14 protein-coding genes and 1 pseudogene are annotated in these 24,164 nt (G+C 44.8%); 7 read left to right on the top strand and 8 right to left on the bottom strand.

The annotated features are described in order from the left end of the window. Nucleotides 1-7: 7 nt before the first annotated feature. From ACESPU_RS10685 to ACESPU_RS10670, 4 genes are all read right to left on the bottom strand, one after another. Entirely contained in the window at nucleotides 8-2,026 is a 2,019-nt protein-coding gene (locus ACESPU_RS10685; RefSeq protein WP_373133358.1) for a histidine kinase dimerization/phospho-acceptor domain-containing protein, read from the bottom strand. Between the two features lie 567 nt (nucleotides 2,027-2,593). Further along, nucleotides 2,594-3,031, bottom strand: a complete 438-nt coding sequence (locus ACESPU_RS10680; protein WP_005867142.1) for a LytTR family DNA-binding domain-containing protein — start codon at nucleotides 3,029-3,031, stop codon at nucleotides 2,594-2,596. Between the two features lie 123 nt (nucleotides 3,032-3,154). After that, nucleotides 3,155-3,916 carry a LytTR family DNA-binding domain-containing protein gene (locus ACESPU_RS10675; protein ID WP_008773746.1) on the bottom strand — a complete coding sequence of 254 codons (762 nt, stop codon included), beginning with the start codon at nucleotides 3,914-3,916 and terminating at the stop codon, nucleotides 3,155-3,157. Continuing rightward, nucleotides 3,913-5,094 (bottom strand): sensor histidine kinase, encoded by a 1,182-nt coding sequence (locus ACESPU_RS10670; RefSeq protein WP_158532219.1) that lies wholly within the window; start codon nucleotides 5,092-5,094, stop codon nucleotides 3,913-3,915. The genes ACESPU_RS10675 and ACESPU_RS10670 overlap by 4 nt, the downstream gene beginning before the upstream one ends. Nucleotides 5,095-5,211: 117 nt before the next feature. Here ACESPU_RS10670 and ACESPU_RS10665 point away from each other — a divergent pair, with 117 nt between their 5' ends. Together ACESPU_RS10665 and ACESPU_RS10660 are read left to right on the top strand one after the other, a co-directional pair. Then, nucleotides 5,212-6,900 carry a LuxR family transcriptional regulator gene (locus ACESPU_RS10665; protein ID WP_373133357.1) on the top strand — a complete coding sequence of 563 codons (1,689 nt, stop codon included), beginning with the start codon at nucleotides 5,212-5,214 and terminating at the stop codon, nucleotides 6,898-6,900. A gap of 125 nt (nucleotides 6,901-7,025) precedes the next feature. Further along, nucleotides 7,026-9,095: an outer membrane beta-barrel protein gene (locus ACESPU_RS10660; RefSeq protein WP_005867146.1), complete on the top strand. Its 2,070-nt coding sequence runs from the start codon at nucleotides 7,026-7,028 to the stop codon at nucleotides 9,093-9,095. Here ACESPU_RS10660 and ACESPU_RS10655 read toward each other — a convergent pair. After that, a complete protein-coding gene (locus ACESPU_RS10655; RefSeq protein WP_005867147.1) occupies nucleotides 9,002-9,307 on the bottom strand; it encodes a DUF3791 domain-containing protein in 306 nt (101 codons plus the stop codon). The two genes, ACESPU_RS10660 and ACESPU_RS10655, sit on opposite strands and share 94 nt — an antisense overlap. Before the next feature lie 187 nt (nucleotides 9,308-9,494). Here ACESPU_RS10655 and ACESPU_RS10650 point away from each other — a divergent pair, with 187 nt between their 5' ends. The 4 genes from ACESPU_RS10650 to ACESPU_RS10635 all read left to right on the top strand — a co-directional run bounded on the left by ACESPU_RS10650 (nucleotide 9,495) and on the right by ACESPU_RS10635 (nucleotide 16,827). Beyond that, nucleotides 9,495-9,773, top strand: a complete 279-nt coding sequence (locus ACESPU_RS10650; protein ID WP_005867148.1) for a DUF3791 domain-containing protein — start codon at nucleotides 9,495-9,497, stop codon at nucleotides 9,771-9,773. After that, nucleotides 9,767-10,498: a DUF3990 domain-containing protein gene (locus tag ACESPU_RS10645; RefSeq protein WP_005867149.1), complete on the top strand. Its 732-nt coding sequence runs from the start codon at nucleotides 9,767-9,769 to the stop codon at nucleotides 10,496-10,498. Before ACESPU_RS10650 ends, ACESPU_RS10645 begins: the two co-directional genes overlap by 7 nt. A 642-nt stretch (nucleotides 10,499-11,140) precedes the next feature. After that, nucleotides 11,141-15,217, top strand: coding sequence for a leucine-rich repeat protein (locus ACESPU_RS10640; protein ID WP_373133356.1), 4,077 nt, complete (start codon nucleotides 11,141-11,143; stop codon nucleotides 15,215-15,217). Between the two features lie 5 nt (nucleotides 15,218-15,222). Then, nucleotides 15,223-16,827, top strand: coding sequence for an InlB B-repeat-containing protein (locus ACESPU_RS10635; RefSeq protein ID WP_250885425.1), 1,605 nt, complete (start codon nucleotides 15,223-15,225; stop codon nucleotides 16,825-16,827). 185 nt (nucleotides 16,828-17,012) lie between these two features. Here the strand turns inward: ACESPU_RS10635 and rplS are convergent, their stop codons facing one another. The 3 genes and pseudogenes from rplS to ACESPU_RS10620 all read right to left on the bottom strand — a co-directional run bounded on the left by rplS (nucleotide 17,013) and on the right by ACESPU_RS10620 (nucleotide 21,005). Next, complete coding sequence (rplS, locus tag ACESPU_RS10630; protein ID WP_005854040.1) at nucleotides 17,013-17,360, bottom strand: 50S ribosomal protein L19; 348 nt, start codon at nucleotides 17,358-17,360, stop codon at nucleotides 17,013-17,015. Between the two features lie 137 nt (nucleotides 17,361-17,497). Further along, the gene (locus ACESPU_RS10625; protein WP_034532066.1) at nucleotides 17,498-18,514 is read right to left on the bottom strand and encodes a DUF4249 domain-containing protein; all 1,017 of its coding nucleotides are present in this window, start codon (nucleotides 18,512-18,514) and stop codon (nucleotides 17,498-17,500) included. Between the two features lie 5 nt (nucleotides 18,515-18,519). Further along, nucleotides 18,520-21,005: pseudogene (locus tag ACESPU_RS10620) on the bottom strand (TonB-dependent receptor domain-containing protein). 114 nt (nucleotides 21,006-21,119) lie between these two features. Between ACESPU_RS10620 and ACESPU_RS10615 the strand changes: the two are divergent. Further along, nucleotides 21,120-24,119 (top strand): glycoside hydrolase family 3 N-terminal domain-containing protein, encoded by a 3,000-nt coding sequence (locus ACESPU_RS10615; RefSeq protein ID WP_373133367.1) that lies wholly within the window; start codon nucleotides 21,120-21,122, stop codon nucleotides 24,117-24,119. Nucleotides 24,120-24,164: the final 45 nt, after the last annotated feature.

Raw genomic sequence — 24,164 nt, 5'->3', positions numbered from 1 at the left:
GGCGGTATCATTGTTGCGAATTGTGTGGCTTTAATGGTATTATCAAATAAATAACCATTCCTTGTCCGCTTCTGGAAACCAGTTCCAAATCTCCACCCATACGTTTCACTAGCGTCTTCGTGGCGGCTAACTCGAGGTTGACACCCATTCCTACCCCCTTTGTCCACCTTTGCAATAAGAGCCGGTAATCAAGGAGGAGGGATATTTCTTCCTGAGATATTTCTAGGTCTGTATTTTGTATAAAAAATGAGACGGTATCATCCTTAATCTTATAGCCGAATCGGATGTTTCCTTTTGGAGCCCGGCTAGCCGAAAATAACAAAAGATTAATTAGCGCCTGTCCTAGGTAGGATCTGTCTGCTTTTATCTTTTTATCGGGGCCTTGTGAATATTCAATGTTGGTGGTACCGGGAATTTTTGTCGGTGCTATATGCCGGATTTCCTTCATCAGTTCAGATAAGGAGAAATTCGTGAATTTAAAGGAGATCGTTCCGGATTCAATATTGGAAATGCTTAATATACCGTCTATTAATTGTTGGAGCATCCCGTTGTTTTCTCTTATGATATTGACATATTGCCTGCGTTGCTCCTCATCTTCCTCATCGATCAATATTTCGGAGAAGCCGATGATAGCATTCAAGGGAGTTCGTATCTCATGATTGATGTTGGAGAGAAATGCTGATTTCATGCGGTCGGACTCTTCCGCACGTTCTTTGGCCTTGCGCAAGAACCTATTGCGTTTTTTACGGGAATAGATTATATATCCGAAAAAGGTGCAAGTCAAAAGCGATATAATAAGTAAAGTCCCTAATTTCCAAAGGTTATTATGAGATACCTTCAGTTGAAGCTCTTTGATCTTTAAGGCTTTTTTGTCTTCTTGATGTTGTATTTGCATTTTAGCCAGCTCATCTAGGTATTCAGATCTGCGGAGACTGTCGTTGAGGGATATGCATTTTTTGTATTGGCTTATGGCAAGATCGTCTTTTCCTATTTTATGGTACATATCAGCCTGCTCATATAATAGGTCTATTAAATATTGGCGGTTGAGTTTTGGTCGGATATTCTTAATCATCTCATTATATAAATCGATAGCCTTTGTATACTGTTTGGATAATATATAATAATGAGCTTTTAATCTCATTAGTACAGCGGTTTGATTTTTAATTGGATATTCTTGTGTCATATATTCAGCTTCTTGTAAATGAGAACGCATGAGAGCTGTATCTCCTAAGTCGTAAGCCACAAATAAGTATGAACGGTGATATAGGTATTTTATATAATATAATGGATTTTCTTTATCTAATTGGGTAATGTTGTTTTCCTGGCATTCATCTATATAAGTTTTTAGTTTTTGCAGATAATAGATGCGTTTGTTTACATCGATCTCATCTCCTCTATGGTTTAATATCTGTCGTATGATGTTAATCCTTTTTATTGGTGAAGAGTTACGTGCTTCCATTCTTTTGTAAACATCCTCATATAGATTAAAAGCTTCTTTGAAAAGTTTTTTCGAGGAATAATAGTGTGCTATTGCTTGATCAACCATTTCTTTACCTTCCGGGTAATTAAGTTGTTCTGATAATTTATTAATCAGCTTAGCTTCACTGAATACCCTTTCATCATTTTCTTGTTGTTCATACGTATAGATATTCCATGTCTTGGTCCGGAAAAAGTATTCTAGGTTATTTCCATTAAGGAAGACAGGTTCCGCTTCTTTTAATAGTAATCTCATGCTGTCGATATCATGTGAATAATGATATTTAATCAGAAGAAAGTATGCGTTTCCTAGATATTTGTTGTTTTTTTGTTGTTTTGCCTCTTTCAATAGTTTTTCCGCATAGATCTTATAGGAATAGTCATCGGGGTTTTGGTAAGCTAGATCATTTAGCTTGATTAATCTTGCGCTATCGGGTAGTCTCGCTAATACTTGCTCCAAGCTATCTGGCGTGGAGGCTGCCCGTACATTATCGAAGATAAAGGTGGCGGATAAGGCGATCAGCATAAGAACGATCTGTTTTTTATACATTAATTTGAGCTTTATAAAGTGGCTTTTGACCCATTGGCAAATCTACGTAAAAAACTTTAAACATTATACAAACGATCACCATAAATATCATGTCTTGATCATAGAAACATGCGATTTGACAAAATGACAAAATGATAACTGAAGTCCCCGAGAATCGATTTTTCCGGGCAAAGGTACGACTCGTTCCCAAATACGAGAAGAAAGAACGACAATCGTCTCGTTGATAGGTAAATACCGAAAAATGGCCTTTCGTTCTAGCGAAACTGATTCATCGTAATTCACGTTTTAAGGCAAGAAAAGGATAAAAACGGTGCTACGATAGGGTCTTGACAGGGTACGAATGCCCATTCACGAGTACTTACGACCCAATGCGCGGCCGCTCATGATGCCTAACGCTGGTATATGCGTTGGGCTATGCGGCCTATTGCGACGTGTCTCGCCACCTATCATGTCTGAAATTGGCCTCTTTTTGGCGAAAAAGCACACGTACCACTACCTCTTTCTTGCTATTTCGTCCCTTTAGAGAGACGGATGTGTCAGCGTATTTGCCTAATAAGAAGTAAATTGTCATTCTTGAAGGGCCAGATTGTTCATCAAGACAGGCAGGTACGAGTCGCTGATAGGGATCAGTTCCTCGCCGATACGTATCCGCTTGCGCTCGATATAATTAATGTGGGAGAGGGATACGATGTAAGAGCGATGTACCCGGCAAAAACGATTCCTGTCCAGAAACTCCTCGAACCGCTTCAAGCTGACTTGCGTGAGCAGGGGCTTGCCATTGATACGGTGTACCTTTACATAATCGCCGTACCCCTCGAGGAAAAGGATCTCTTCCCGGCGGAGGCGGATGATCTTGCTGCCCTCCCGGACGAAGATGGGGCGTTCTGTTTGCTCCTTGCTCAGCGCTTGGTGAACATCGGCCAAAGCCTTGTCCAGTTTCTCGAAATATCCCATGAGCGTGTTCAGGGTCGAGGTGTCTCCGTCGAAAGTGATACATTTCAGCATAGTGTTTTTACCTTTATTTGTTGTACCGCAAAATAACAGGAAAGTTCGGTAAAGAAAGGTTAAGCGCCGATTAGTGGTATAATCGGGTCGGTGAATCGCCTTACGGGAGGGGGTGAAAAGACATTATTCCTCCTCCCTCAGAATCCATTTCTTGAAGATCGGGGTCTTGGTTTTGCTAATGATAATACGTTCAGGGACAGCTAAGGTGAGGTTGACGGACAGGCGGCTCCCGAACCAAAGATCTATATCCTTGATGGCATTGCGTGAAATGATGAATTGACGGTTGGCCCGGAAGAAAAGCCTCTCGTCCAGTTGCTCTCCCAACGCGTCGAGGGTACGGTCTACGGGATGTTGTTTTCCGTCGAAGGTATAGGCGGTAACTTTCTCGTTGGCCGTATAGAAATAAAGGATCTCCTCAACTGGTAACGGATAGAATTTATCGGCCAGCATGATCAATAAGCTCTTGATCGTGTGGCGACTCTGGATTGTACGGTTCGTTTGCCGGATATGCGCCAGCCTTTCCTCGGTATCGAACAGCCGTAATTTATTCAAGGCCCTTTCCAGCGAGGCCAGCGTGACAGGTTTCAGTAAATAATCGATACTGCTTACTTGAAAAGCCTGTAACGCATACTCATCGTAAGCGGTCGTGAAGACTACCGGGGCATCTATCTCCACCTGCTCGAATATCTTGAACGCCGATCCATCCGCTAAATGGATATCCATGAAGATGATATCCGGATGAGGCGATGTCCGGAAAAACTCCACGCTCTCTTCGATACTCTCCAGCTCGGCGATCACCTCGATCGGGGTAACCGTATTTTGCGCTAGGATCGCCTTTAAGCTATTAACGGCGGTAGTCTCATCTTCTATAATAACTGCTTTCATGAGTGAATGGGTTTATTAAGTAAAGGAAGCGTGACCTTGAAATATTCCTTGCGGTTGGAGATCTGGATGTCCTTTCCGGTAAGCATCCGGTAGCGCCCCCATAGGTTCTTCAATCCGATACCGCTACCTTTGCTATCTTCCGACTTAGGATGTATTTTATTGGATATGATTAGTTTGTCCTCATGGGTGGTATAGATATCGATCTGTAGCGGGTATTGCTTGCAGATAACGTTGTGCTTTACGGCGTTCTCGATCAAGGGGAGTACGCTCAATATCGGCAGATACCAAAGTAAGTAAGGGGTATCCGCTTGGATGGAGAAGAATAGTTTTCCCTCGTAGCGCACGCTCAGCAGATAGGTATACGCCTTTACGAATTGAAGTTCTTCCGCTAGCGTAACCAGCTCTTTCTTGTTGCTTTGCAAGATATACCGGAAGACGTTGGATAGCTCATCCAGATAAGCCAACGTCTGTTGTTTTTCTCCGCTCTGTATCAAGGCGTTCAATCCATTTAAGGAGTTGAAGAAGAAATGTGGGTTGATTTGTCCCATCAAGGCGTTATAGGAATTCTGTAACTTCTCGGTCTTCAATTGTTCATATTCCAGTTTCATTTGTTGCTTGCTGCTTAACAGGCGGATTAGTACGGAACTTAGCATAACCGTAAGGAAGACGAAAAGATGCTCCGTCATGAAAGAGTTAGGGACCGTGAAAGGCTTGGGAGGTACCGGTATGCCCCGGCGCTCGGCAGACCTGATGGTTTGTGTAGCCATCCTGCTCCGGTCGATGCGGATCATGATATCCTGGGTAGCTGGCTGGGGCCCATCTTCCCCAAGCCATTCTACGAAAATGGCCGTGTACAAAACCGGCGATAGATGAAACATGCCGTAGGCGATGCTGATACAAGTTACGCAAACCAGCAATACCCTTTTATACTCTTTCCTGCGGAAAAGCTTGTCCCCGAGCTTATACATCAAGCTGTTGACAATAAATAAGATGAAGGAGAACACGAAGAACCAGATTAGCAAATAATACATGGTGCGATCCGGAGGCTGGATACCCATGCTCGGGTTTCCGGTCTCGAACTCATATTTACGCATCAGAAGGGCGAAGTTCACGAAAATACTAAGCAAGACGGATATCGTGAAGCCGATCAATAAGTCGTTTCTTTTTAATTGTAACATAGATAAACCCTTTGTCTGCTTACAAAGATAGGGCTTCCTTATCCGAGCGGGAAAAGGAATCGACGAAACGGATAAAAATATCGGTGAATCGCCCGGGCTTCCGAAAATAATGTACCTTTGCCGGAAATTAGGATCTCTGTCGCTATGACGAAATGGTTTGTCTACATATTTCTGGCCAGTGTCTGCCTGTTGCTTTCCTGTGGCGGTAAATCCGTCCGGGAGAAATTCGCGGAAGCGGACCGGTTGGTAAACGAGAATAACTTAGATAGCGCTGCCTGGCTGCTGGAGGAACAAATAACGCTTTCCGCTCTTTCGGATAGCGATAAGGCAGAGTATGGACGGAGGCTCGCTTGGCTTCATCTCTTGCAGGGGCGCAGCTTAGTGAACGACTCGCTCATCGACTACTCCGTGGATTATTATAAGGAGCATGCCTCGGAGCCTTTACTTTCCGCTTATTTCGTAAAGGCTATTTATATGGGTGATTCCCGGAAGGGGTTGGAACAAAGACGTGCTTTGTACCGAGAGGCGATAGATTCCGCTTATTCCCGTTCGGATTCGACCTACCTTGTACGTTTTTATGACCGATTGACTTCCTTGAGCTTTGGTGAGGGGTTGTATCGGGAAACGATCGCAGACTCGAAGGAATGGGAAGCCTCGCCAAAAGCTGGATTTAAGGAGATGGCCTATTATATGGCCGGGTTGAGTTATAGCCGCTTGCGAATGAGGGACTCGGCGGATTATTATCTTCGTTTGGCCGCGGACTCGGCCTTGGCTAAGAATATCGAATGGTATGCCCATCATTTTGCCCGTAATTATGCGGATTTCTTGTATGATTTTAATCCCAAGGCTTCTATCAGCTATTTACGTTTGTTGGAAGAACGATATCCGGAGCGAGAGACCCCGGGATCCTATGTTATGCCTTGGATCAATCTAGGGGAATTGGATTCTGCCCGGAAGTATATCGAGAAGAATACGTTAGGCTTGGAACTTAGTCACAGTGATGATATAGCCTCGCATGCGCTGAATTATGCCTATCAATTTATATTGGGCGTAAAGGAAAATAAACCGGTGGATATTTCCCGATTAGGGCAATATTGCGATTCTTTGTATACCGTGAAATCCCAAACGGAGAAGGCTGAGCGGGAACGATTGGTCGATCAAAATCGTTTACGCCGAGAAAATCTTCGCTTGGAGATGAGCCGGCAGCGTACGTTCTCTATCTTGGTGATCGTTTCTTTGCTTTCCATATTGGTAGCTGGTGGAGTTTTCTTATATATCCGTAACCGAAGGAACCGTTTGATTGATATGGAGGAGCGTTTGGAAGCCTTGCGTCAGCTCTTGAATGAGTCCAAGCAATCCGTAGCGGAGGAGGAGAAACCCGATAGTGCCTTTTTCCGTAAGGTCTTGTTGCAGCAATTGGGTGTTATCCGCTTGATGGCGACTACTCCCACGCAACAAAATAAGGAATTGCTCCAGCAAATGACTCGTATCACGAACGAGGATGTCCCGGTAGATACGCTTTTGGTATGGGATGACCTGTATCCGATTATCGACGCAGTCTATGATAATTTCCATACGCATCTGGTCCGATTGTCTGATGGGCGTTTGCTGGAAAAAGAGATCCAGCTTTGTTGCTTGCTATGCGCCGGCTTCTCTACCAAGGAAATCAGTGTAGTTACCCAGCAAAGCGTCCGTACGATCTATCAGCGCAAGACGGACATCCGCCATAAGCTGGGTATGGACGAGAAAGAGGATATCATCAGCAATATAAGTGCTCGAACGGCAAATATAAACTTTTCTCTCTAAGTCGTTCGCTAATGCTTTGTAAATCAGTGTATGTGTATAATGCCTTGCACTTTAGTTTCTTGCCTGTATAAATCGATTTTAGCTGTTTCCCTCCTTACATTTGTCTCGAATCAAATTTGAATTTTATGAGAAGACAAGTATTATTTGTGGGATTGATTTGCGTTGCCTTTTTGGTAAACGCGCAAGAGGAGAAAACGATCGATTTGGATGAGGTTACCATTCAAGCCTCTTCGATTATAAGGAAGAAAGACCGTCAACTTATATTCCCCTCTAAAGACCAAGTGCGGCGCTCGATGGATGGCTTGGATTTGACAAGGCGGATGTCCTTACCTCGTCTATGGGTAGATCCGAATACGAAAAGTATCTCTATGGCGAATGGAAACGTTCAGTTGCGTATAAATGGCGTGTTGGCTTCTTCCTTAGAAGTCGCAGCCCTCTCGCCGGAGGATATCAAACGGGTGGAATATCACGATAACCCCGGCTTGCGATATGGGGAAGGAATCGATATCGTCTTGGATTATATAACGATCAAGCGGACTTCCGGAGGAAATCTCGGCGTGGATTTAAGCCATCAATTAAACACGTTTTGGATGGCAGATTATATATATGGTAAGTATAACCGAGGACGTTCGGAGTTCTCTTTATCCAGCTTTGCGAACGGACACCGGTATAAAGAGGCATGGCAAGACCGGAAGGAAATCTTTCATACCCCAGATGGTACCTTCCAGCGAACACAGGAAGGAATCCCCGGGAGGGATTATGAGATGTATTGGACTACGACGGCGAATTATAACTACACGAAGGATGATGATTATTTCTTGAACGCTAAGCTGAATTTTTATTATTATGACTATCCGCATAACTATAGCAGTGCCCTTTTAAGGAATAGCGAGAGCAAGATGACGACCGATCTTATCGATAATAATAAATCCTTGAATACCCGTCCCTCGCTCGACTTGTATTATTTCCGGAAATTACCACGTAAACAATCATTGGCTGTCAATGTCGTGGGAACTTATTCGAATACCGATAGCCGTCATACCTACCGGGAAGAACTGGAAAGTATTCCTTTGACAGATATTTATACGAAAGTAGATGGAAAGCGCTATTCGGTAATCGGAGAGGGTATCTACGAGAAAGAGCTAGAGACCGGTCGCATTTCCGCCGGTTTGAAACATACGCAGGCTTATACGGACAACGTATATTCCGGTTCCGGTGATTATACGACCCATATGACGGAATCTGAATCGTATATGTATGCGCAATACGTAGGAACTTGGAAGAAGTTGGTTTATAACGTAGGTTTGGGCGCCTCCCGTAATTATCTATCGCAAGAAAACTCGGGCTCTTATAATCGGTGGTATTTCCGCCCGCAGGTAACACTTACTTATACTATCAATGAGGTATTATCCGCTCGTTATCGGTATACCCTGCGCAATGTAAACCCATCCTTGTCTGAGTTGAGTAACGTGGAGCAATGGATTGATTCCTTACAGGTTCGTAGAGGTAATCCGGGTCTATCCCCTTTCTTATATCATAACAACGCCGTGGAATTTCATGTGAATACGGCAAAGGTCAAGGCCGGCTTTACTTTCTCTTACCAATACCAGCCCCGCATGGTCATGGAAGAGACCCTGTATGACGTTAGCCGGGGACTTTTTATCCGTACCTACGATAACCAACGGAGTTTCCATCGTTTTACGCCGGAACTGTATTTGAATTATTCACCCTTCGGCGATTATCTGCGCATGAATATCTCCGGAGGCTTGAACCATTTCCAATCGAATGGAAATAGCTATTCGCATACATACACGGATCCCTTCTATGTGATCTCTTTGAATAGCGATGTGAAGAACTTTAATTTTAACCTGTTGATTTATAAGAGAAGCTATAGTTTTTCGGGTGAGACCAGTCGTGAGGCCGATCGTTTTAATAGGTTGGGTATCGGTTATAGAATCGGGAAGGTTCAGTTAAGCGCTTCTTTCTCTACCCAATTTACATCATCCGCCTGTTACCGGAGTAAGAACCTTTCAGCGATCGCTCCCTATGTGACCGATCAGCGTTTTGGTGATATTTATCCGGGCTTCGAGATCGGATTCTCTTACCACTTAGATTTCGGTCGCAAATACAAATCCGTGGATCGTAAGTTATATAATTCAGATAATGAATCGGGTATATTGAATAGTCGGAAGTAAGTTACATCTATATTGTCGATTACGTGTTCGCGGCTTTCAGTATGCAATATATCATAATTGGGTAGGATATAGTTCTCTATCATTCCTACCCGTTTCATGCGTGCGAACACCTCTTGATAAGGCTGCCCCAATTTGCGTGCGGTTCCTTCTATACAAAAGGAAGCGAACGCTAGCTCTATTTCTGTTTGCGATAGTTCGATTTGTTTATCCATTTTTCCATGTCGCTTAGATGAATTTGCTTTAAATGTACGTAAAAAGCGGCTCATGCGATAAAATCCGTGGATGAAATTATCTATAATAGAGGATTCCGTAGTGGTAGTACTAAAATGATATTTGTCTTTGTATAACTGAGAAGTATTTGCTAACTTTGTTATCTATAACCAGAAAAAGGATAGGGTTATGACTATAGAGGAGAAGCAACTGGAATTTATGATTTATTGCATAGAGAGTACCGCGGAACGATTAGGGCGTTATGGTTCGGATGTATATAATAAACTGAAGGAACTAGGAGCGATCAATGGCTATATCCGCTCTTATTACGATACCTTGCATACGCAAGGGAAATCATATATCGTAGACTCCATCTTAGAATATATTTACTATCGTGATCCTCAATGGCTCCCGGACGGATATAAACCCTTCCGTAGTATTGAAGAGAAAGGGAAAACACTATGTTGACGGTTTATCATGGTTCCACTTGCCGTATAGAGGAGCCTTTGGCTGGGGTTTGCCGGCCTAATCTGGATTTTGGAATCGGGTTCTATGTTACGGACTTGAAAGAACAGGCAGTTCGTTGGGCACTTCGTACAGCAGAGGTACGTCATAAGGATGAGGCTTGGCTGAATGTTTATTCTTTGGATATGGATGTCTGTCGTGTCTTGCCATATCGCTATTTATGTTTCGAAACTTATGATGCTGATTGGTTAGACTTTGTAGTGGCCTGTCGTCAAGGTCGAAATTTGTGGTCAGCTTATGACATGATAGAAGGAGGTATAGCGGATGACCGTGTGATTCGTACGATTGACCTTTATATGCGTGGGGATTATACACGCGAGGAGGCCTTGGCTCGTCTTATCCATCAAGAGCCTAATAACCAGATTTGCATAATTAACCAAGAGATCATAGATCGTTGCCTCTGCTTTACGGAAGCGTTTCTTTTACCTAAAACATCTGCTCCACTTGTTGTCCCTGGTGCGGCTGATACGGTTATGCAGGGTAAATATAGGGGAGTTATCGAACTGCTTGCGTCTCGTTTGCGTATTTCTACCGATAAAGCATTAGACCTTTTTTATAATAGTGATACTTATAAATGCCTAACATTACGGAATGGAGATTTGCTTTTAAAAAGCGATCTCTACATTCTTGACGAAATCATACGAGAGCTGCAAGATAAACAGGGCTAGTGTCTTAACTTGCGTGCGGTTCCTTCTATACAAAAGGACACTTGTTCGTATTCTTCCTTTATAACCTTCTTATTCTCTAAAAGATAAGCTTGTATTCTTCGTTTGGCGGCGGCGAACGATCATTCGCTGCCGCCGAATATATATTCACTGCCGCCGAACGAACGTTCGCTGTCGCTGAATAAAGTATATATTAGGTAGTGCGGAAATTTACATAGGGTTCAAGAAACATTTGTTTTGGTTTGTTTCGGCTTTTGTCCTTATGGATTGGATGAGGAATTCTAAATATTCGCATGGATGTTTGCGGGATTCATGGGAAATTCCGTACTTTGTACCGAGCCGTTAGAGTGGAAGCTCGGCGGGTTCGTTTTCGTGGAAAAGGCGTTAAAAGATATTATTCCCACTTCTGAAATCCCCAATTTCGTGCCCGGGAATAATAACAACAGACGCCCATGCTTGTTATAGTTACTTCGAGAGGAGCATCTTATAATGAAGCGTGGGGCTGCTGTTTGTTATCCGGGCAGGGTATGGGGATACCTAGAGGTGGGTGACAATGGCTAAGCCTCGCGCTTTTTCTTTGTGTGGATGATAAGGAGCGGTTGATGATTGTAGGGTAAATCAATTATTAATTCAAATAGAATGAGTATGAAAAAACTTTTCTTTCTTTTTGCTTTTCTCGTAGGACTTGGGATAAGTAGTAGTGTATATGCGCAATTGGTGAAGGAGGTAACACTGACCTCTGCCAATACGCTGGCATCCGAGCTAGGAGCGGATGTGGGCAAGGTAACGAGCTTGAAAGTAAATGGGCTACTGAGAGCGGAGGACTTTAAGACGATGAAGGAGCAGATGGGTATGCTTCAAGTGCTGGATATGAGTGGGGTGACGGAGTTGCCTAAAATGGGTGGCGCTTGGGCAGATTTACGCTATATCCCAGCTAATTCTTTCCAAAACAAGTTGACGCTCCGAAAAGTGGTATTTCCGGGAGTACTTCAAATTATAGAGCGGGAGGCCTTCTCTGACTGTAGTACCTTGACAGACTTGGATTTCTCGAAAGCTACGCAATTGCAGAGGATAGAATATAATGCCTTTTATAAATGTAGTGGTTTGCTGAGCTTGGATTTATCGACGTGTGTGAATTTAGTGGAAATAGGGTCTTCTGCTTTTAGGTTTTGTAGCAATTTAGTGACGGTAAATTTGACGGGATGCGTTAAGCTGACGAGTTTGGGGAGTTGGGTATTTGGCGAGTGTTCCTCTTTGCAAACGGTGGAGTTATCTGGTTGCTCGGCATTGAAGACGATAGAATCTTATGCATTTAATGGGTGTTATCAATTATCTGGTTTCGATTTCTCTCAATTGACAGCCTTAAAAGATATAGGCGAAAGAGCTTTTGAAGGTTGTGCCTTGGCTGGTGATATCGCTTTTGCTTCTGGAATCACCCAATTGGGTAGATCTGCCTTTTCTAATTGTCGTAATATCACTAGCGTTGATTTCAGTAAAAGCACACAGCTCGCAGTTATTTCTTCTGGAACGTTTAGTTCTTGTCAAAGCTTGAAAAAAGTAGATCTGAGTAATTGTGTATCCTTGAATACGTTGAATCTAGCTGCTTTTGAAGGGTGTTCTTCTTTGGAGGAAGTCGTAATCAATAACGGTTTCTATACCTCTATCGATGGAGTCCTTTTTGTGGTGGACAAGGCTACTTTATTACTCTATCCGGCGGGAAAGAAGAATGAGGCTTATACGATTCCTTCTACGGTGAAGACGCTTGGTGAGCGTTCGTTCCCTTATAACGAATCATTGATGGAACTGACGATCCCTGAATCTGTATTGACTATAAAAAGAGAGGCTTTTTATAACGGATCTTTCTCGGGAAGAGGAGCGAAAGTAATCATGAAGGCTGAGAAGCCGATAGGTTTGTCGCAATCGATCGGTTTGGAGAATACGTTGGTATATGTACCGAAAGGCTTTGCTAATGCCTATCGTGAGGCTGCTTTTTGGAAAGAAAGTAAGATTGTAGAGATCGATGCGGATCCTGTAGTAGTGACCTTGGAGGCGGCTGGTTCGCTGGGTGCGAAATTGACGGAACTGAATATTCCATTGGCTACTATCTTAGAATTGCGTATCACCGGTCCGATGAACGCTAGTGACTTCGAGGTCATTAAGCAAATAGAGCTGTTGCAAAAGGCTGATTTGAGCAAGGCTACGATGGAAGAGGATCGATTACCGAATTATGCGTTTGGAGGGTTGCGTTATTTGGAAGATGTTATTCTTCCGAATACGATAAAGGAGATAGGTAATTCTGCGTTCTCTGGTTTATCCGCATTGCGGAAAGTGAATATGCCCGAGTTTGTAGAAAGGATCGGGGAGTCTGCGTTCTCGGACTGTTCCAGCTTACAAAAGATTGATTTATCGTTATTGTCTCACTTGAAGGCGGTCGGTTACTCTACTTTCTCTTCCAGCTCATGCGTGCCCGTTTCATTGAAACTTCCGGATGGATTGGAGCGGATTGACGGTTACGCTTTTAATAATACTGGTGTTACTTCCGTGGACTTCTTGAATACGTCCTTGTCTTATATAGGCAACAATGCATTCTATGCATGTCCGATCACCGGCACATTATCTTTCCCCGGTACCTTACGATCCATAGGCAATTCTGCTTTCGCTTCCGCAAAGGTCTCATCTATCAAGTTGAAGTCTACAGAGATGGTACGTTTGGATGGAGCTGATGTTTTTAAATCCGTAGATAAGACCACCTGTAAAGTTTACGTCCCGAAAGGCATGAAGGATACTTATAAAGCAAACACCTATTGGTCTCCATTCGGAAATAACATTGTGGAGTTTGGGCAGTTGATTACGGCAACTTCTAATAATGAAAATTATGGATGGGTAGAAGGTAGCGGTGCCTATGAAGAGGGGGAAATAGTGACTTTGAAGGCGGTTTGTCAGGATGGAAATTGGGAAGATTATTATTGGGCTAAATATGTTAATTTGTTCTTTGGCTGGTATGATGGTGAGACAAAAGTCTCCGATGATACTATATATACTTATAAGGCAGGTAAGGAGGACAAAGCATTTGTCGGTAAATTCGTGCGTATAAGTTTCCCTAATACATCAGACCTTCTTCAAATGGTAAGAAATGATAGTAAATCCATTACGGTGAGGGTGGAGATGCCTGCCGATGATCCTCGATTGTTTGCTGGTTGGTATGAGAATGATCAATGTGTTTCCAAGGAAGAAGAGTTGACGGTGCAAGTTGGTATGGTAGACCGATCCTTGGAGGCTCGTTTCTTCGACGATGGACTTATGGTTGTTAACGGTGGTAATGTCATCGTAAATGATCAGAATAAGGTGGATGGACCTGCTGTAATTTTGCATCACGGTAGCCTCACCGTTGAGGGTAATGAGATTTGGAAACCGAAGAGCTTTGCTTACTATCGGGATGCCTCCTTGCTGGTGGATGCTGAGATACAGACCGAGGCGATCTCCTTCAATTGGAACGCTAGGAGTAACTATTGGCATTTCGTATCCTTTCCCTACGACTTGAAGATGTCCGAGATCAAGCTGACAAGCAGCGACGCTCGCTTTGTCGTACGGGAATACGATGGCAAGTCTCGTGCCGATAAGGGAGTGGGTGAGTCTTGGCGACAGCTTTGCGACTCGGAGACCTTGAAGGCAAATAAGGGATATATTATCCAATTCAATAGCGACGATACGATGGCCGATGGATTTACTACCCAGACCGGTGATATGAAAGCCCTCCTTAATCGGGCGAGCGTGGCGATTCCGTTGAATACCTACGCCTCGGATAATGCCATGAATGCCAATTGGAACTTCGTGGGGAATCCGTATCCCGCCTATTATAGCGTGGAGCGATTGTTCGCTGATGGATTGGACGCTACGGTGACGGTTTGGTCTCCCGATTTGAATAACTACGAGTATTATACGCAGGATGATAAGGATGTCTATCTGGCACCGCTTACGGCCTTCTTCGTACAAAAGAAGACTTCCAACTTAGTATTCAATCCGGAGGGCCGTGTGGCTGCCCTGCCGAGGGAAACGCAAGCAGCTTCAGCGTTACGTAGTGTGGATAACCGTCAAGTTGTCAACCTGCTGTTGGCAGGCGAGAAGGCAAGCGACCGTACCCGTGTGGTATTCAACGAGGCTGCCTCGCTGGAGTATGAGATCGGTCTTGATGCTGCCAAGTTCGGCAGTCCGAATGCGGAGGCCGCCTCTTTCTATAGCTTGGATACGCAAGGGAATCGATTGGCTATCAACGAGCGTCCGGTAGCGGATGGCGTGGTACGCCTTGGATGTGTCCTGCCTGCTAAGGGAAGCTATACGATCTCATTGAAAGAGAAGATTGGCAAAGGTATTCAGTTGGTGGATAAGCAGACGGGTGCCGTATGCGACCTGAACCAAGAGGCTTATACCTTCGAGGCCGAGGCTGGAACCCTCTCTGACCGCTTTGAGCTGAGAAGCGATGTGGTGACTTCTGTTGAGGCAATCGATGCGTCGATTCGCTGGAACGTGCGAGAAGGCTTGTTGATCGTGTCCGGCTTGCGTGATGTGGAAACTTTGAGTGTATGCGATGCGGCGGGTCGTATTCATTTCGCTGGTAAAGTGACGGATGGTGAGGTACATATGGCCCTACCTCAGTCTGGTATTTATTACATGACATGGACGACAAAAGCGGGCGAGCGTCAGACTTGTTCCATTAAATGGTAATCGCTATGAGAAAACGATTGTTTCGATATATTACGATGGCTTTGTCTCTTTGGATCTTCCTCGGAGGATCCATCGGGCAAGTCTATGCGCAGGATGAGTTCAATCCGACTCCTCCACCGGAGCCGGGGAAACTAACGCTCTTACTCTCCACGGATCCCCACGGATCCGCTTATTTGGAGCAAACGAATCCCTCCGGCATTTATGATACGGGTACGGAAGTAACGGTACGGGCCTATCCGCATACGAATTATGAGTTTGTGGCTTGGCAGTCCGCCGATGGCGAGGAGTTATCCGGCCTCTCGGAATATACCTTCACCCTTACGGAGAAAAACGCTCGCTTGATAGCCAAGCTATGTTTTAACCCGAAGGAGAATCCATCGGAGCCGGGAAATGGTTATTATAATCTGATTACGACCGTCAGCCCCTCCATGGCTGGATGGGTAGAACAGAATGGCCAAGGTATTTATGAGAATGGCAAAGAGGTGACACTTATCGCCCATGCTTATCCCGATTATGTGTTCAACCATTGGGAGAGCGATGGGAAGAAAGTGTCGGAAGAGGCAACCTATCGCTTCACCATGCCGGGCAAGCATGTTTACCTGCGGGCCGTGTACGACTGGAAGCCGAAAGATCCTTCCGAACCGGAGATCGGGTATTGCCTTTACGTGAACACTTCCGATCCGGAGGCCGGCTATGTATCGCAAAGCGGAAACGGTATCTATGAGTTAGGGGATAAGGTGACCGTGATCGCCTCGCCTACGAAAGACTATGACTTTATCGGCTGGTATGATGAGGCGGGTATGTGCCTGTCTACCGACATCTCTTATACGTTGACTATTAGTAAGCGAACCACTACGATCGAGGCTCGTTTCAAGAAGAGAGAGGCACCGGTGGATGAGGTGGAGATCGTACCCGGGCCGAATCCGGATGATCCTTCATCTACGGAGAAAGGCGGCGAGGTGGAAGTGATAGGCGAAGCCATTCCCGGCCAAACGGTCGAGATCATCGCGATGCCGAAACCGGGTTATGCTTTTGAAGGTTGGTATTTGGATGGCGTGTTTATCCCGGAGGCGGAGATGAGCCATGAGATCTTGATCGGTAAAGATATGGGTAAGCTAGAGGCTAAATTTCGGGAATTACCCGTTGACTTGGAAGTAGAGGGTGGAGAGAACGGTTGGGCGGAAGTGACTCGCTATAGAGGTGATGTCATTAACTTGAAGGCTGAACCGATCGTAGACCATACCTTTATGGGATGGTACTTGCTAGATCAGTTATTGTCGAAAGCGTTGAATTATGATTTTGATGTCAATATTCTACGTGCGGCCTTGCCCGCTATTCGTGCGGTGTATACCAAAGGTACGGTAGCCAATGAGACGATCGTTAGGGAGGAACTAGTCACGATCGCTTTCTCTGGGAACCAACTCTGCGTGACTGCTCGCCAAGCGATCCGTAGATTGATGGTTTATTCGTTCGAGGGGGACTTATTAGGTACTAACGGCCAAATGGAACAAGGTGATATCTATCGCTTATCCATACGTAGCCCCTTACTTCTCGTTATCGAGGCAACGGATGGTACTCGTATCGTCTGTAAATTGTCCTCCGGACGGTAGTCCGTGGCGTGATTTGGATATATGATTCTTTCAATGCCCATTCTAAGGTTCTTATAATGCCCATCGTAAGCTCCTTTGAATGGGCATTGTTAGATGCTTACGATAGGCATTGTAAGAAACGATAAACAAAAAGCCATCCAACATTCCGCTGGATGGCTTTTCGTATGGCAATAGAATCGGAGAGATTAGACTCTCTTTTCTTTGATTCTTGCTTTCTTACCGGTAAGGGCACGCAAGTAGTACAATTTAGCACGACGTACTTTACCAACTTTGTTAACCGTGATGCTTTCGATAAACGGAGATTCGATCGGGAAAATTCTCTCTACACCTACGTTCTCAGACATCTTACGAACTGTGAAACGTTTTTTGTCGCCGTGACCGGAGATACGGATAACAACACCGCGATACTGCTGGATACGCTCTTTGTTACCCTCTTTGATACGGTAAGCTACCGTGATCGTGTCACCACTCTTGAATGAAGGAAGTTCCTTCTTCGTAGCGAACGCTTCTTCTGCAATCTTAATTAAATCCATTGTTTATAGCTTTTTAATTGTAATTTATAATGAAACGCAATTTAACGGGCTACATTTCCCGACAGAGATTACGTAAAGCGGGTGCAAAGTAACGAAATAAATATTTGATTCGCAATAGATAGATGCTTTTTTGCTCGCTATTTGATCAAATCTTTTATGTCTACCAAGGATTCAAACCATTGACATCCACCAGCGATTCCCGTTCCTCCTTCCACATTGCTGTAGATCCGGACAGGCTCGGCCAGACCTACATTCGTAAGTCCGCCCATGATACCTTCATTCTCGATGTTTTGTAAAGATAGCAGATATTGGTAATAGGGTTCGGACAGGGAATATAAACGAATATGGCGTTTGGTATAATATTTAGTATCGGACCTAAGTTGTTCTTTTACTTGCAACGTGTATTCCTTCCCGTCGAACAGCTCGTCGGAAAATACCCGTCCCCGCCAATTTACCATCGAAGAGCCGAAAACCTCATCCAAGATACCTTGTTGTTGCGTGAATACGGGATCTACGGAGAAGTCCAACAGGACACCAAGATGGTCGTCATCTCCCCATATCTGTAGAGAATAGTAATTTGATTTACCCGGGGTATCTTGGAAAGTGATTTGATAGATAAGTACATCGTTTTCTTCTATGTAGGAGATATTCCCATCTCCATCGACAAGGGTACCGCCGTTGCCGGTAGCTTCTTTACGGGGAATTATGCGCAGACCTTTGATTTCTGTCTTGGAAGGAATCTTATCTTCCGCCGAGGCTGTTCCATATTCCGGGGTGGAAGCTACAATCTTTACGGTTTGTCCGGGCTGTGGAACCGTATTCGATATATAAAGCGTATCTGTTACCCATCCACCTCGATCCTCTCCGAGCCAACGAGAAGATTTCCAATAGGAATATTCTTTCCAAGGCATCTCCTCCTTGAAGATCCCGTCTATGTATAATTCCACCTTGGCGTTTCGAATCGTTACGTCCGGCTTGCTCTCTGAATGAAACCATGTGCGGGATATGCTGGCCATTACGACTGTATCCGGCGAGAAGGCCGAGTTGATCACCATTTTTGGTGTAGTACGATATTCCTCTAGGTCAAACTTCCTGTAACAGGAGGTTAGGAGCAGGCTGGATAATAAGATTGATAAATAGAATATAGGTTTCATGTTCTTTAGAATTTATAAGTATATGATATAGACGGAATGATCGGTAAGAGCGATAACGTCTCGAAATAATGGCTATAGTTTATCCAAGACCGCTTATGGATAGTTATCGGGTTCATCTGGCAATAAGCGTTATATACGCTGATATTCCAGATACCGAGATGGCCGTTCTTTTTAGGTCGATAAATATTAATCCCCAGATCTAAGCGGTGGTAAGCGGGGAGACGTACGTTATTACGCTCCGTGAAATAGTCCAAGCCTCCTTCCGGTAAGAGCGGAGGGACAGGAGTGAGGCCCAAATCCTCGTAATTCTCGAATGCCACCGTAACCCGGTTTCCGGTCATGAAAGTCCAGCTTCCGGTCAGTTCCAATTTCTCGTTGATCTTCCAGTTTGCGACGATATTCAGCTTATGGCGGTTATCGTATTTCGCGGGGAAACGTTTGCCATTATTAATCTCGTCGAACTGCCGGTCGCTCCACATTAGTCCGTATCCGATCCATCCTGTTATACGCCCCGTCTCTTTCCGGGCGATAAACTCCGCTCCGTAGGCCCACCCCTTACCGGCGGCCAGTTTCTCCTCCCAACCGACGAACGAGGGTAAGAAGTTGTAACCATCTTTATAATCCAGTAGGTGATTCATCCATTTATGATAACCTTCCACCGAGAAGGAATAGTCTTTGTGTAAATTGTAATAAGCGCCGACGGATACTTGATCACTCTCCAATGGCTTCAGCTTCTTGCTGACCGGCATCCACATATCGGTAGGGAGACTCATATAACTTTCGCTGATCTGATGTACGTATTGATTCATCCGGGCGTATGAGGCCTTAAGGCTTAGATCCCTCGTGAGCAGGAAGCGTACGGATAAACGAGGGTCTAAGGAGACATATGTCTTCTTTTGTATATTATACATGTTCAGGCGTAATCCGGCGTTAACCCGGACAATGGAAGATATCGCCCAGTCATCTTCGGCGAAAACAGCCAACTCATTCGCTGAAAGGCGTTCGTCTCCGGTAGTTCGTTTGGTCGGAGACAAATTCTCGGAGGTCTTTTCCTCGATATATTCCGGGCTGAAACGATGGTAAAGATAGTCGGTGCCATAACGGATATGATGTGCCGGGGTAGGAATATAGTCGAAGTTCGCATGGACTCCGAAATCATTGATACCGTTTCGGGTTGAGGTCTCGATAAAACGTGAAGAATAATCTTTGTCACCCTCGGTTCCGTAGTATTGTGAAGTCTCTTGTTTTAGTTTGGATTGATAATGGGAATAAGCCAAGGTGACGGTACCGAACATCTTGTTGTTAAACACATACGACCAGCCGGAAGATAATGCGATGTTACCCCAGCGCATCTTTCCAAAGTCCTTGTTCTCGAAAGGGGTTATATCATCACCTACGGAGAACTCGGAACTTCCTCCTTTTAGGAAATCCTGTCCGAAATAGAAATTAACGTAAGCTTGGCTCCGGTCATTGATATGGTGGTTTACTTTTAGGTTCAGATCGGTAAAAGCATAGCGTGCGCTGAATTTCTCCCCATTCTTTTTCTGAATTTTATTGTAGATCGCCAAACCCGGTGCGGACAAGCCATCCAGCCAAGAGCGACGGAAGGAGGCGTTGAACGAAGTCCGGTCTTTAATGATCGGCCCTTCGAAATTTAAGTTACCGGAGGTCAATCCCAGCATGGCGCTACCATGGTACTCTTTCATATTGCCATCTTTAGTATGCACATCCACTACGCTGGAAAGCCTTCCCCCATAGCGGGCGGGGAAAGCGGATTTCCGGCTGATACGCCGGGTTGGGTTTGCAGGGCTTTGATCACATCGGCCTCACCGAATAAGGTCGGGATGGTCTTGATCATCTTCCGGGTTATTTTAATCGTTCCCATCTGAGGGGCTTGTATCGGGTTTTGTGTGTCATTACTACCGGTAACGACAACTTCGGCCAATGCTTCACCGCTTTCCAGCAGAATTTCCATCACGGTATCCCGTTCGAGCGGTTGGAATGTATGTGAGAAACGTCCGTATCCGATGTAGGAAGTCTCCAAACGGACTGCCCCGACCGGTAAGGTTAGACTGAAGAAACCGTGGTTATTGGTAGCCGTGCCCCTTTGTGTGCGAGAGTCATAAACGGAAGCCCCGATTAGATACTCCGTAGTCGCTTTATCCCGTACGAATCCGCTGATGGTTACTGAGCGGGGGCGTTTCTTCAAGATGATGTGGGTACCGTTTATCTGATAAGACAGAGGGAGCTTTTGGAATAGCCGGGTAAGGCATTCCGATATGGATTGGTTATCAGATTTGAATGTAATCCGGGAAATGCCTTTGAGAATAGAAGGATCGTAGGAGAATGTCATGCCTGTTTGATGCTCTATTTTTTTCATGATTTCTTGGATCGGCTCTTGTTTAGCCTCGATACTGAGAGTCGGCGCTTGTCCCCAAGCGCTTGATTGAAAGCCGAAGATAATCAAGATTATGAGTAGTATTAGCTTCATGAAGTACTTCATTTTTTATTACGAGACAGGAAAGATAGTAAAAACCCCTATCACAATTCACGTTACTATTGCGATATTTTCTTATTTTTGGAGAGTAATAATGATAATGTTGTGATGAGACAGATTGGTATCTTGCTTTTGTGTTGTATTTCCCTTTTATCGGGTGGAGCTCAAACCGTTCCGAACCTTTATCGTTCGGTGGATCAGGAAAAGATGAATCATTGGGTTGATTCCGTGTTTGACGCTATGAGTTATGATGAACGGATCGGGCAGTTATTTATGGTTATAGCGAATCCTAAATCCGATAACCGGAATATGCAACGGCTCATGCGTTACGTGAACGAGATCAAGATCGGGGGTATCTTGTTCCATAAAGGGGATCCGGTGACGCAGGCGGAGGTGACCAATCGTTTGCAAAAGGCTTCCCGGATTCCGATGTTGGTCTCTTTGGATGGGGAGTGGGGACTTTCCATGCGATTAAGCGGAACCACCCGTTTCCCGAAAAATATGATGCTAGGCGCTATCGAGGACAATGCCTTGATCGAGGAATATGGAAAAGAGGTGGGACGGCAGTGCCGGGAAATGGGAATTCATATAAATTTCGCTCCGGATATGGACGTGAATAGCAATGTGGATAATCCCGTGATCGGCCTGCGTTCGTTTGGTGAGAATCCGGAGGCTGTGGCGGAGAAAGGTATTGCTTACGCAAGAGGATTGGAAAGTACGGGCATCTTGTCTGTCTCCAAACATTTCCCTGGACATGGAGATACTTCTGAGGACTCGCACGAGACATTACCCGTCGTGCGCCATAACCGAGCCCGCTTGGATAGCGTGGAACTTCTTCCTTTTAAACGTTATATATATGATGGGTTCGCCGGGATAATGACGGGACATCTTTATGTTCCGGCATTGGACAAAAGTCATAAGCCGGCTTCTTTCTCTAAGGCGGTAGTGACGGATCTATTACAGAAAGAACTCGGTTTTCAAGGTCTGTGCTTTACGGATGCTTTAGCGATGAAAGGGGCTTCCACAAAGAAAACGGATAATCCTTCGGTGAAGGCTTTGCTTGCGGGGAATGATATCTTGCTCGCTCCGGCCGCTCCAATCAATGATTTTACGGCCGTGAAAGAGGCTATCGAGGAAGGGGTATTGGATCTGGAAGCGATCGAGGCCAAGTGCTTGAAAATATTAAGGTACAAATATATCGCTGGATTGAATGCCTATAAGCCGGTCGAAACAAAAGGCTTATCGAAACGTTTGAACTCTCCGCATGCGGCATGGATGGCGGCGAAATTGAATTCGGAGGCTATTACCGTTTTGAAGAATGAGGATACAATCTTACCTCTTAAACAGTTGAATAAGAAAAAGATCGCGGCACTCTCGATTGGAGACGGGGTTGGTAATGAATTCCAGAAAATGCTGGGCGAATATGATTCGATCGCTTGCTTTAGCATCGGACGGCGTTCTACGGCTGCCCAAGTCCAGCAGGTTTATAATAAATTGCAAAAATACGACGTGATCATTTGTGGCGTACATACGATTCGCATTCCCGAGAGTTTAGCGTTGAGGCAGTTGGCCGCGAAGAAAGAGTTGGTCTATGCTTTCTTTACCTTACCATATGCTTGTAAGGAATATAAGAAGTCGATCGAGAAGGCGAAGGCGGTCGTGTTGGCTTACGAGGGCACTCCCTTAGCGCAGGAATATGCGGCCCAAGTGATATTCGGTGGTATTGCGGCGAAAGGGAAACTTCCGGTTTCGATTCCGGGATTGTATTATGCGGGTACCGGTATTTTTACGGAAAAGACTCGTTTGGGGTATCACCAGCCGGAAGAGGTGGGAGCGAATCCGGACCGTCTGGATGTAATTGAGTCGATCGTTAAAGAGGGATTGGATGAGAAGGCTTATCCTGGATGCCAAGTGTTGGTGGCGAAGGACGGCGTGATTATCTATAATAAATCGTTCGGTTATTTTGATTACGAAAGTAGGCAGCCGGTCACGGAGTCATCGGTCTATGACTTGGCCTCGGCGTCGAAGGCGGCGGGAACTTTATTGGCGGTCATGAAAGCGTATGATGAGAAGAAATTCACCTTGAACAATAAGATCTCCGATTTTATACCGGAGTTGAAGGAGTCTAATAAAAAGGATTTATCGATAAAAGAGTTACTATACCATCAATCGGGAGTGACTCCAACTATTAATTTCTATCTGGATGCCATTGATAAGGATAGTTATAAAGGCAGTTTATATAGTTCGGCGAAGAACGCTACGCATCCGGTTCGTTTTGACGCTAAAACGTATGTCCGGAATGATTTTAAATATCTTCCGGATATAGTATCAGATACACGGAAACCCGGATTTACGACTGAGGTAGCCCTTAATTTCTATGTGAGTGATTCCTTTAAAGATACGATCCTTCAAGATATCAAGAAATCCCGTTTGGGTACGAGAGGTAGGTACGTATATAGTTGCGTGAATTTCATTATGCTGAAAATGATGGTGGAAAATCTGATGAAATCTCCGATGGACCAGTTTCTTCGGGATGATTTCTACAGCGGGTTAGGGGCTTGGCATACCACTTATAATCCGTTGAAGCGAATGGATACCTTGCAAATTGTACCTACGGAGCAAGATGGATTTGTCCGCCGTCAATTGCTTCGCGGATATGTGCATGATGAGGCGGCCGCTTTTCAAGGGGGTGTTTCTGGAAACGCCGGATTATTTTCGAACGCGAATGATTTGGCGAAGGTGCTCCAATTGATGCTAAACCAAGGGACTTATGGCGGCGAGCGCTATCTTTCTCTGGAAACCAGCCGTTTGTTTACACAAAGCAAGAGCCCGACTTGCCGTAGAGGGCTAGGATTTGATAAGCCGGTGATTGGTAATCCGAAAGCCTCGCCTTGTGGGGCTTTGGCTCCCGCCTCGGTCTATGGACATACAGGATTTACGGGTACTTGTTTTTGGATAGATCCGGATAACCAGCTTATTTATATATTTTTGAGTAACCGGGTGAATCCTAGCCGGGCAAATAATAAACTGGGATCGCTTGATATACGTACTCGCATACAGGATGCGATCTATAAGGCGATTGATAGGAAAAGCCAAAAAGATTCGTAATTTTGTGACAGTTTTAACAGATAAGGTATTAATTAAAAAGCAGGT

It is taken from the genome of Parabacteroides sp. 20_3 (genome assembly GCF_964238835.1).
Taxonomy (GTDB): Bacteria; Bacteroidota; Bacteroidia; order Bacteroidales; family Tannerellaceae; genus Parabacteroides; species Parabacteroides distasonis.
The sequence above is the reverse complement of the archived record's forward strand: the minus strand, read 5'-3'. Positions and strand labels throughout refer to the sequence as shown.

Bases quoted from the DNA above. Each gene is read 5' to 3' on its own strand.
- ACESPU_RS10680 (WP_005867142.1), bottom strand. From the start codon at position 3,031: ATGCTGAAATGTATCACTTTCGACGGAGACACCTCGACCCTGAACACG.
- ACESPU_RS10670 (WP_158532219.1), bottom strand. From the start codon at position 5,094: ATGTTACAATTAAAAAGAAACGACTTATTGATCGGCTTCACGATATCC.
- ACESPU_RS10655 (WP_005867147.1), bottom strand. From the start codon at position 9,307: ATGGATAAACAAATCGAACTATCGCAAACAGAAATAGAGCTAGCGTTC.
- ACESPU_RS10635 (WP_250885425.1), top strand. From the start codon at position 15,223: ATGAGAAAACGATTGTTTCGATATATTACGATGGCTTTGTCTCTTTGG.
- ACESPU_RS10685 (WP_373133358.1), bottom strand. From the start codon at position 2,026: ATGTATAAAAAACAGATCGTTCTTATGCTGATCGCCTTATCCGCCACC.
- ACESPU_RS10615 (WP_373133367.1), top strand. From the start codon at position 21,120: ATGAGACAGATTGGTATCTTGCTTTTGTGTTGTATTTCCCTTTTATCG.
- ACESPU_RS10650 (WP_005867148.1), top strand. From the start codon at position 9,495: ATGACTATAGAGGAGAAGCAACTGGAATTTATGATTTATTGCATAGAG.
- ACESPU_RS10675 (WP_008773746.1), bottom strand. From the start codon at position 3,916: ATGAAAGCAGTTATTATAGAAGATGAGACTACCGCCGTTAATAGCTTA.
- ACESPU_RS10640 (WP_373133356.1), top strand. From the start codon at position 11,141: ATGAAAAAACTTTTCTTTCTTTTTGCTTTTCTCGTAGGACTTGGGATA.
- ACESPU_RS10660 (WP_005867146.1), top strand. From the start codon at position 7,026: ATGAGAAGACAAGTATTATTTGTGGGATTGATTTGCGTTGCCTTTTTG.
- ACESPU_RS10645 (WP_005867149.1), top strand. From the start codon at position 9,767: ATGTTGACGGTTTATCATGGTTCCACTTGCCGTATAGAGGAGCCTTTG.
- ACESPU_RS10625 (WP_034532066.1), bottom strand. From the start codon at position 18,514: ATGAAACCTATATTCTATTTATCAATCTTATTATCCAGCCTGCTCCTA.
- rplS (WP_005854040.1), bottom strand. From the start codon at position 17,360: ATGGATTTAATTAAGATTGCAGAAGAAGCGTTCGCTACGAAGAAGGAA.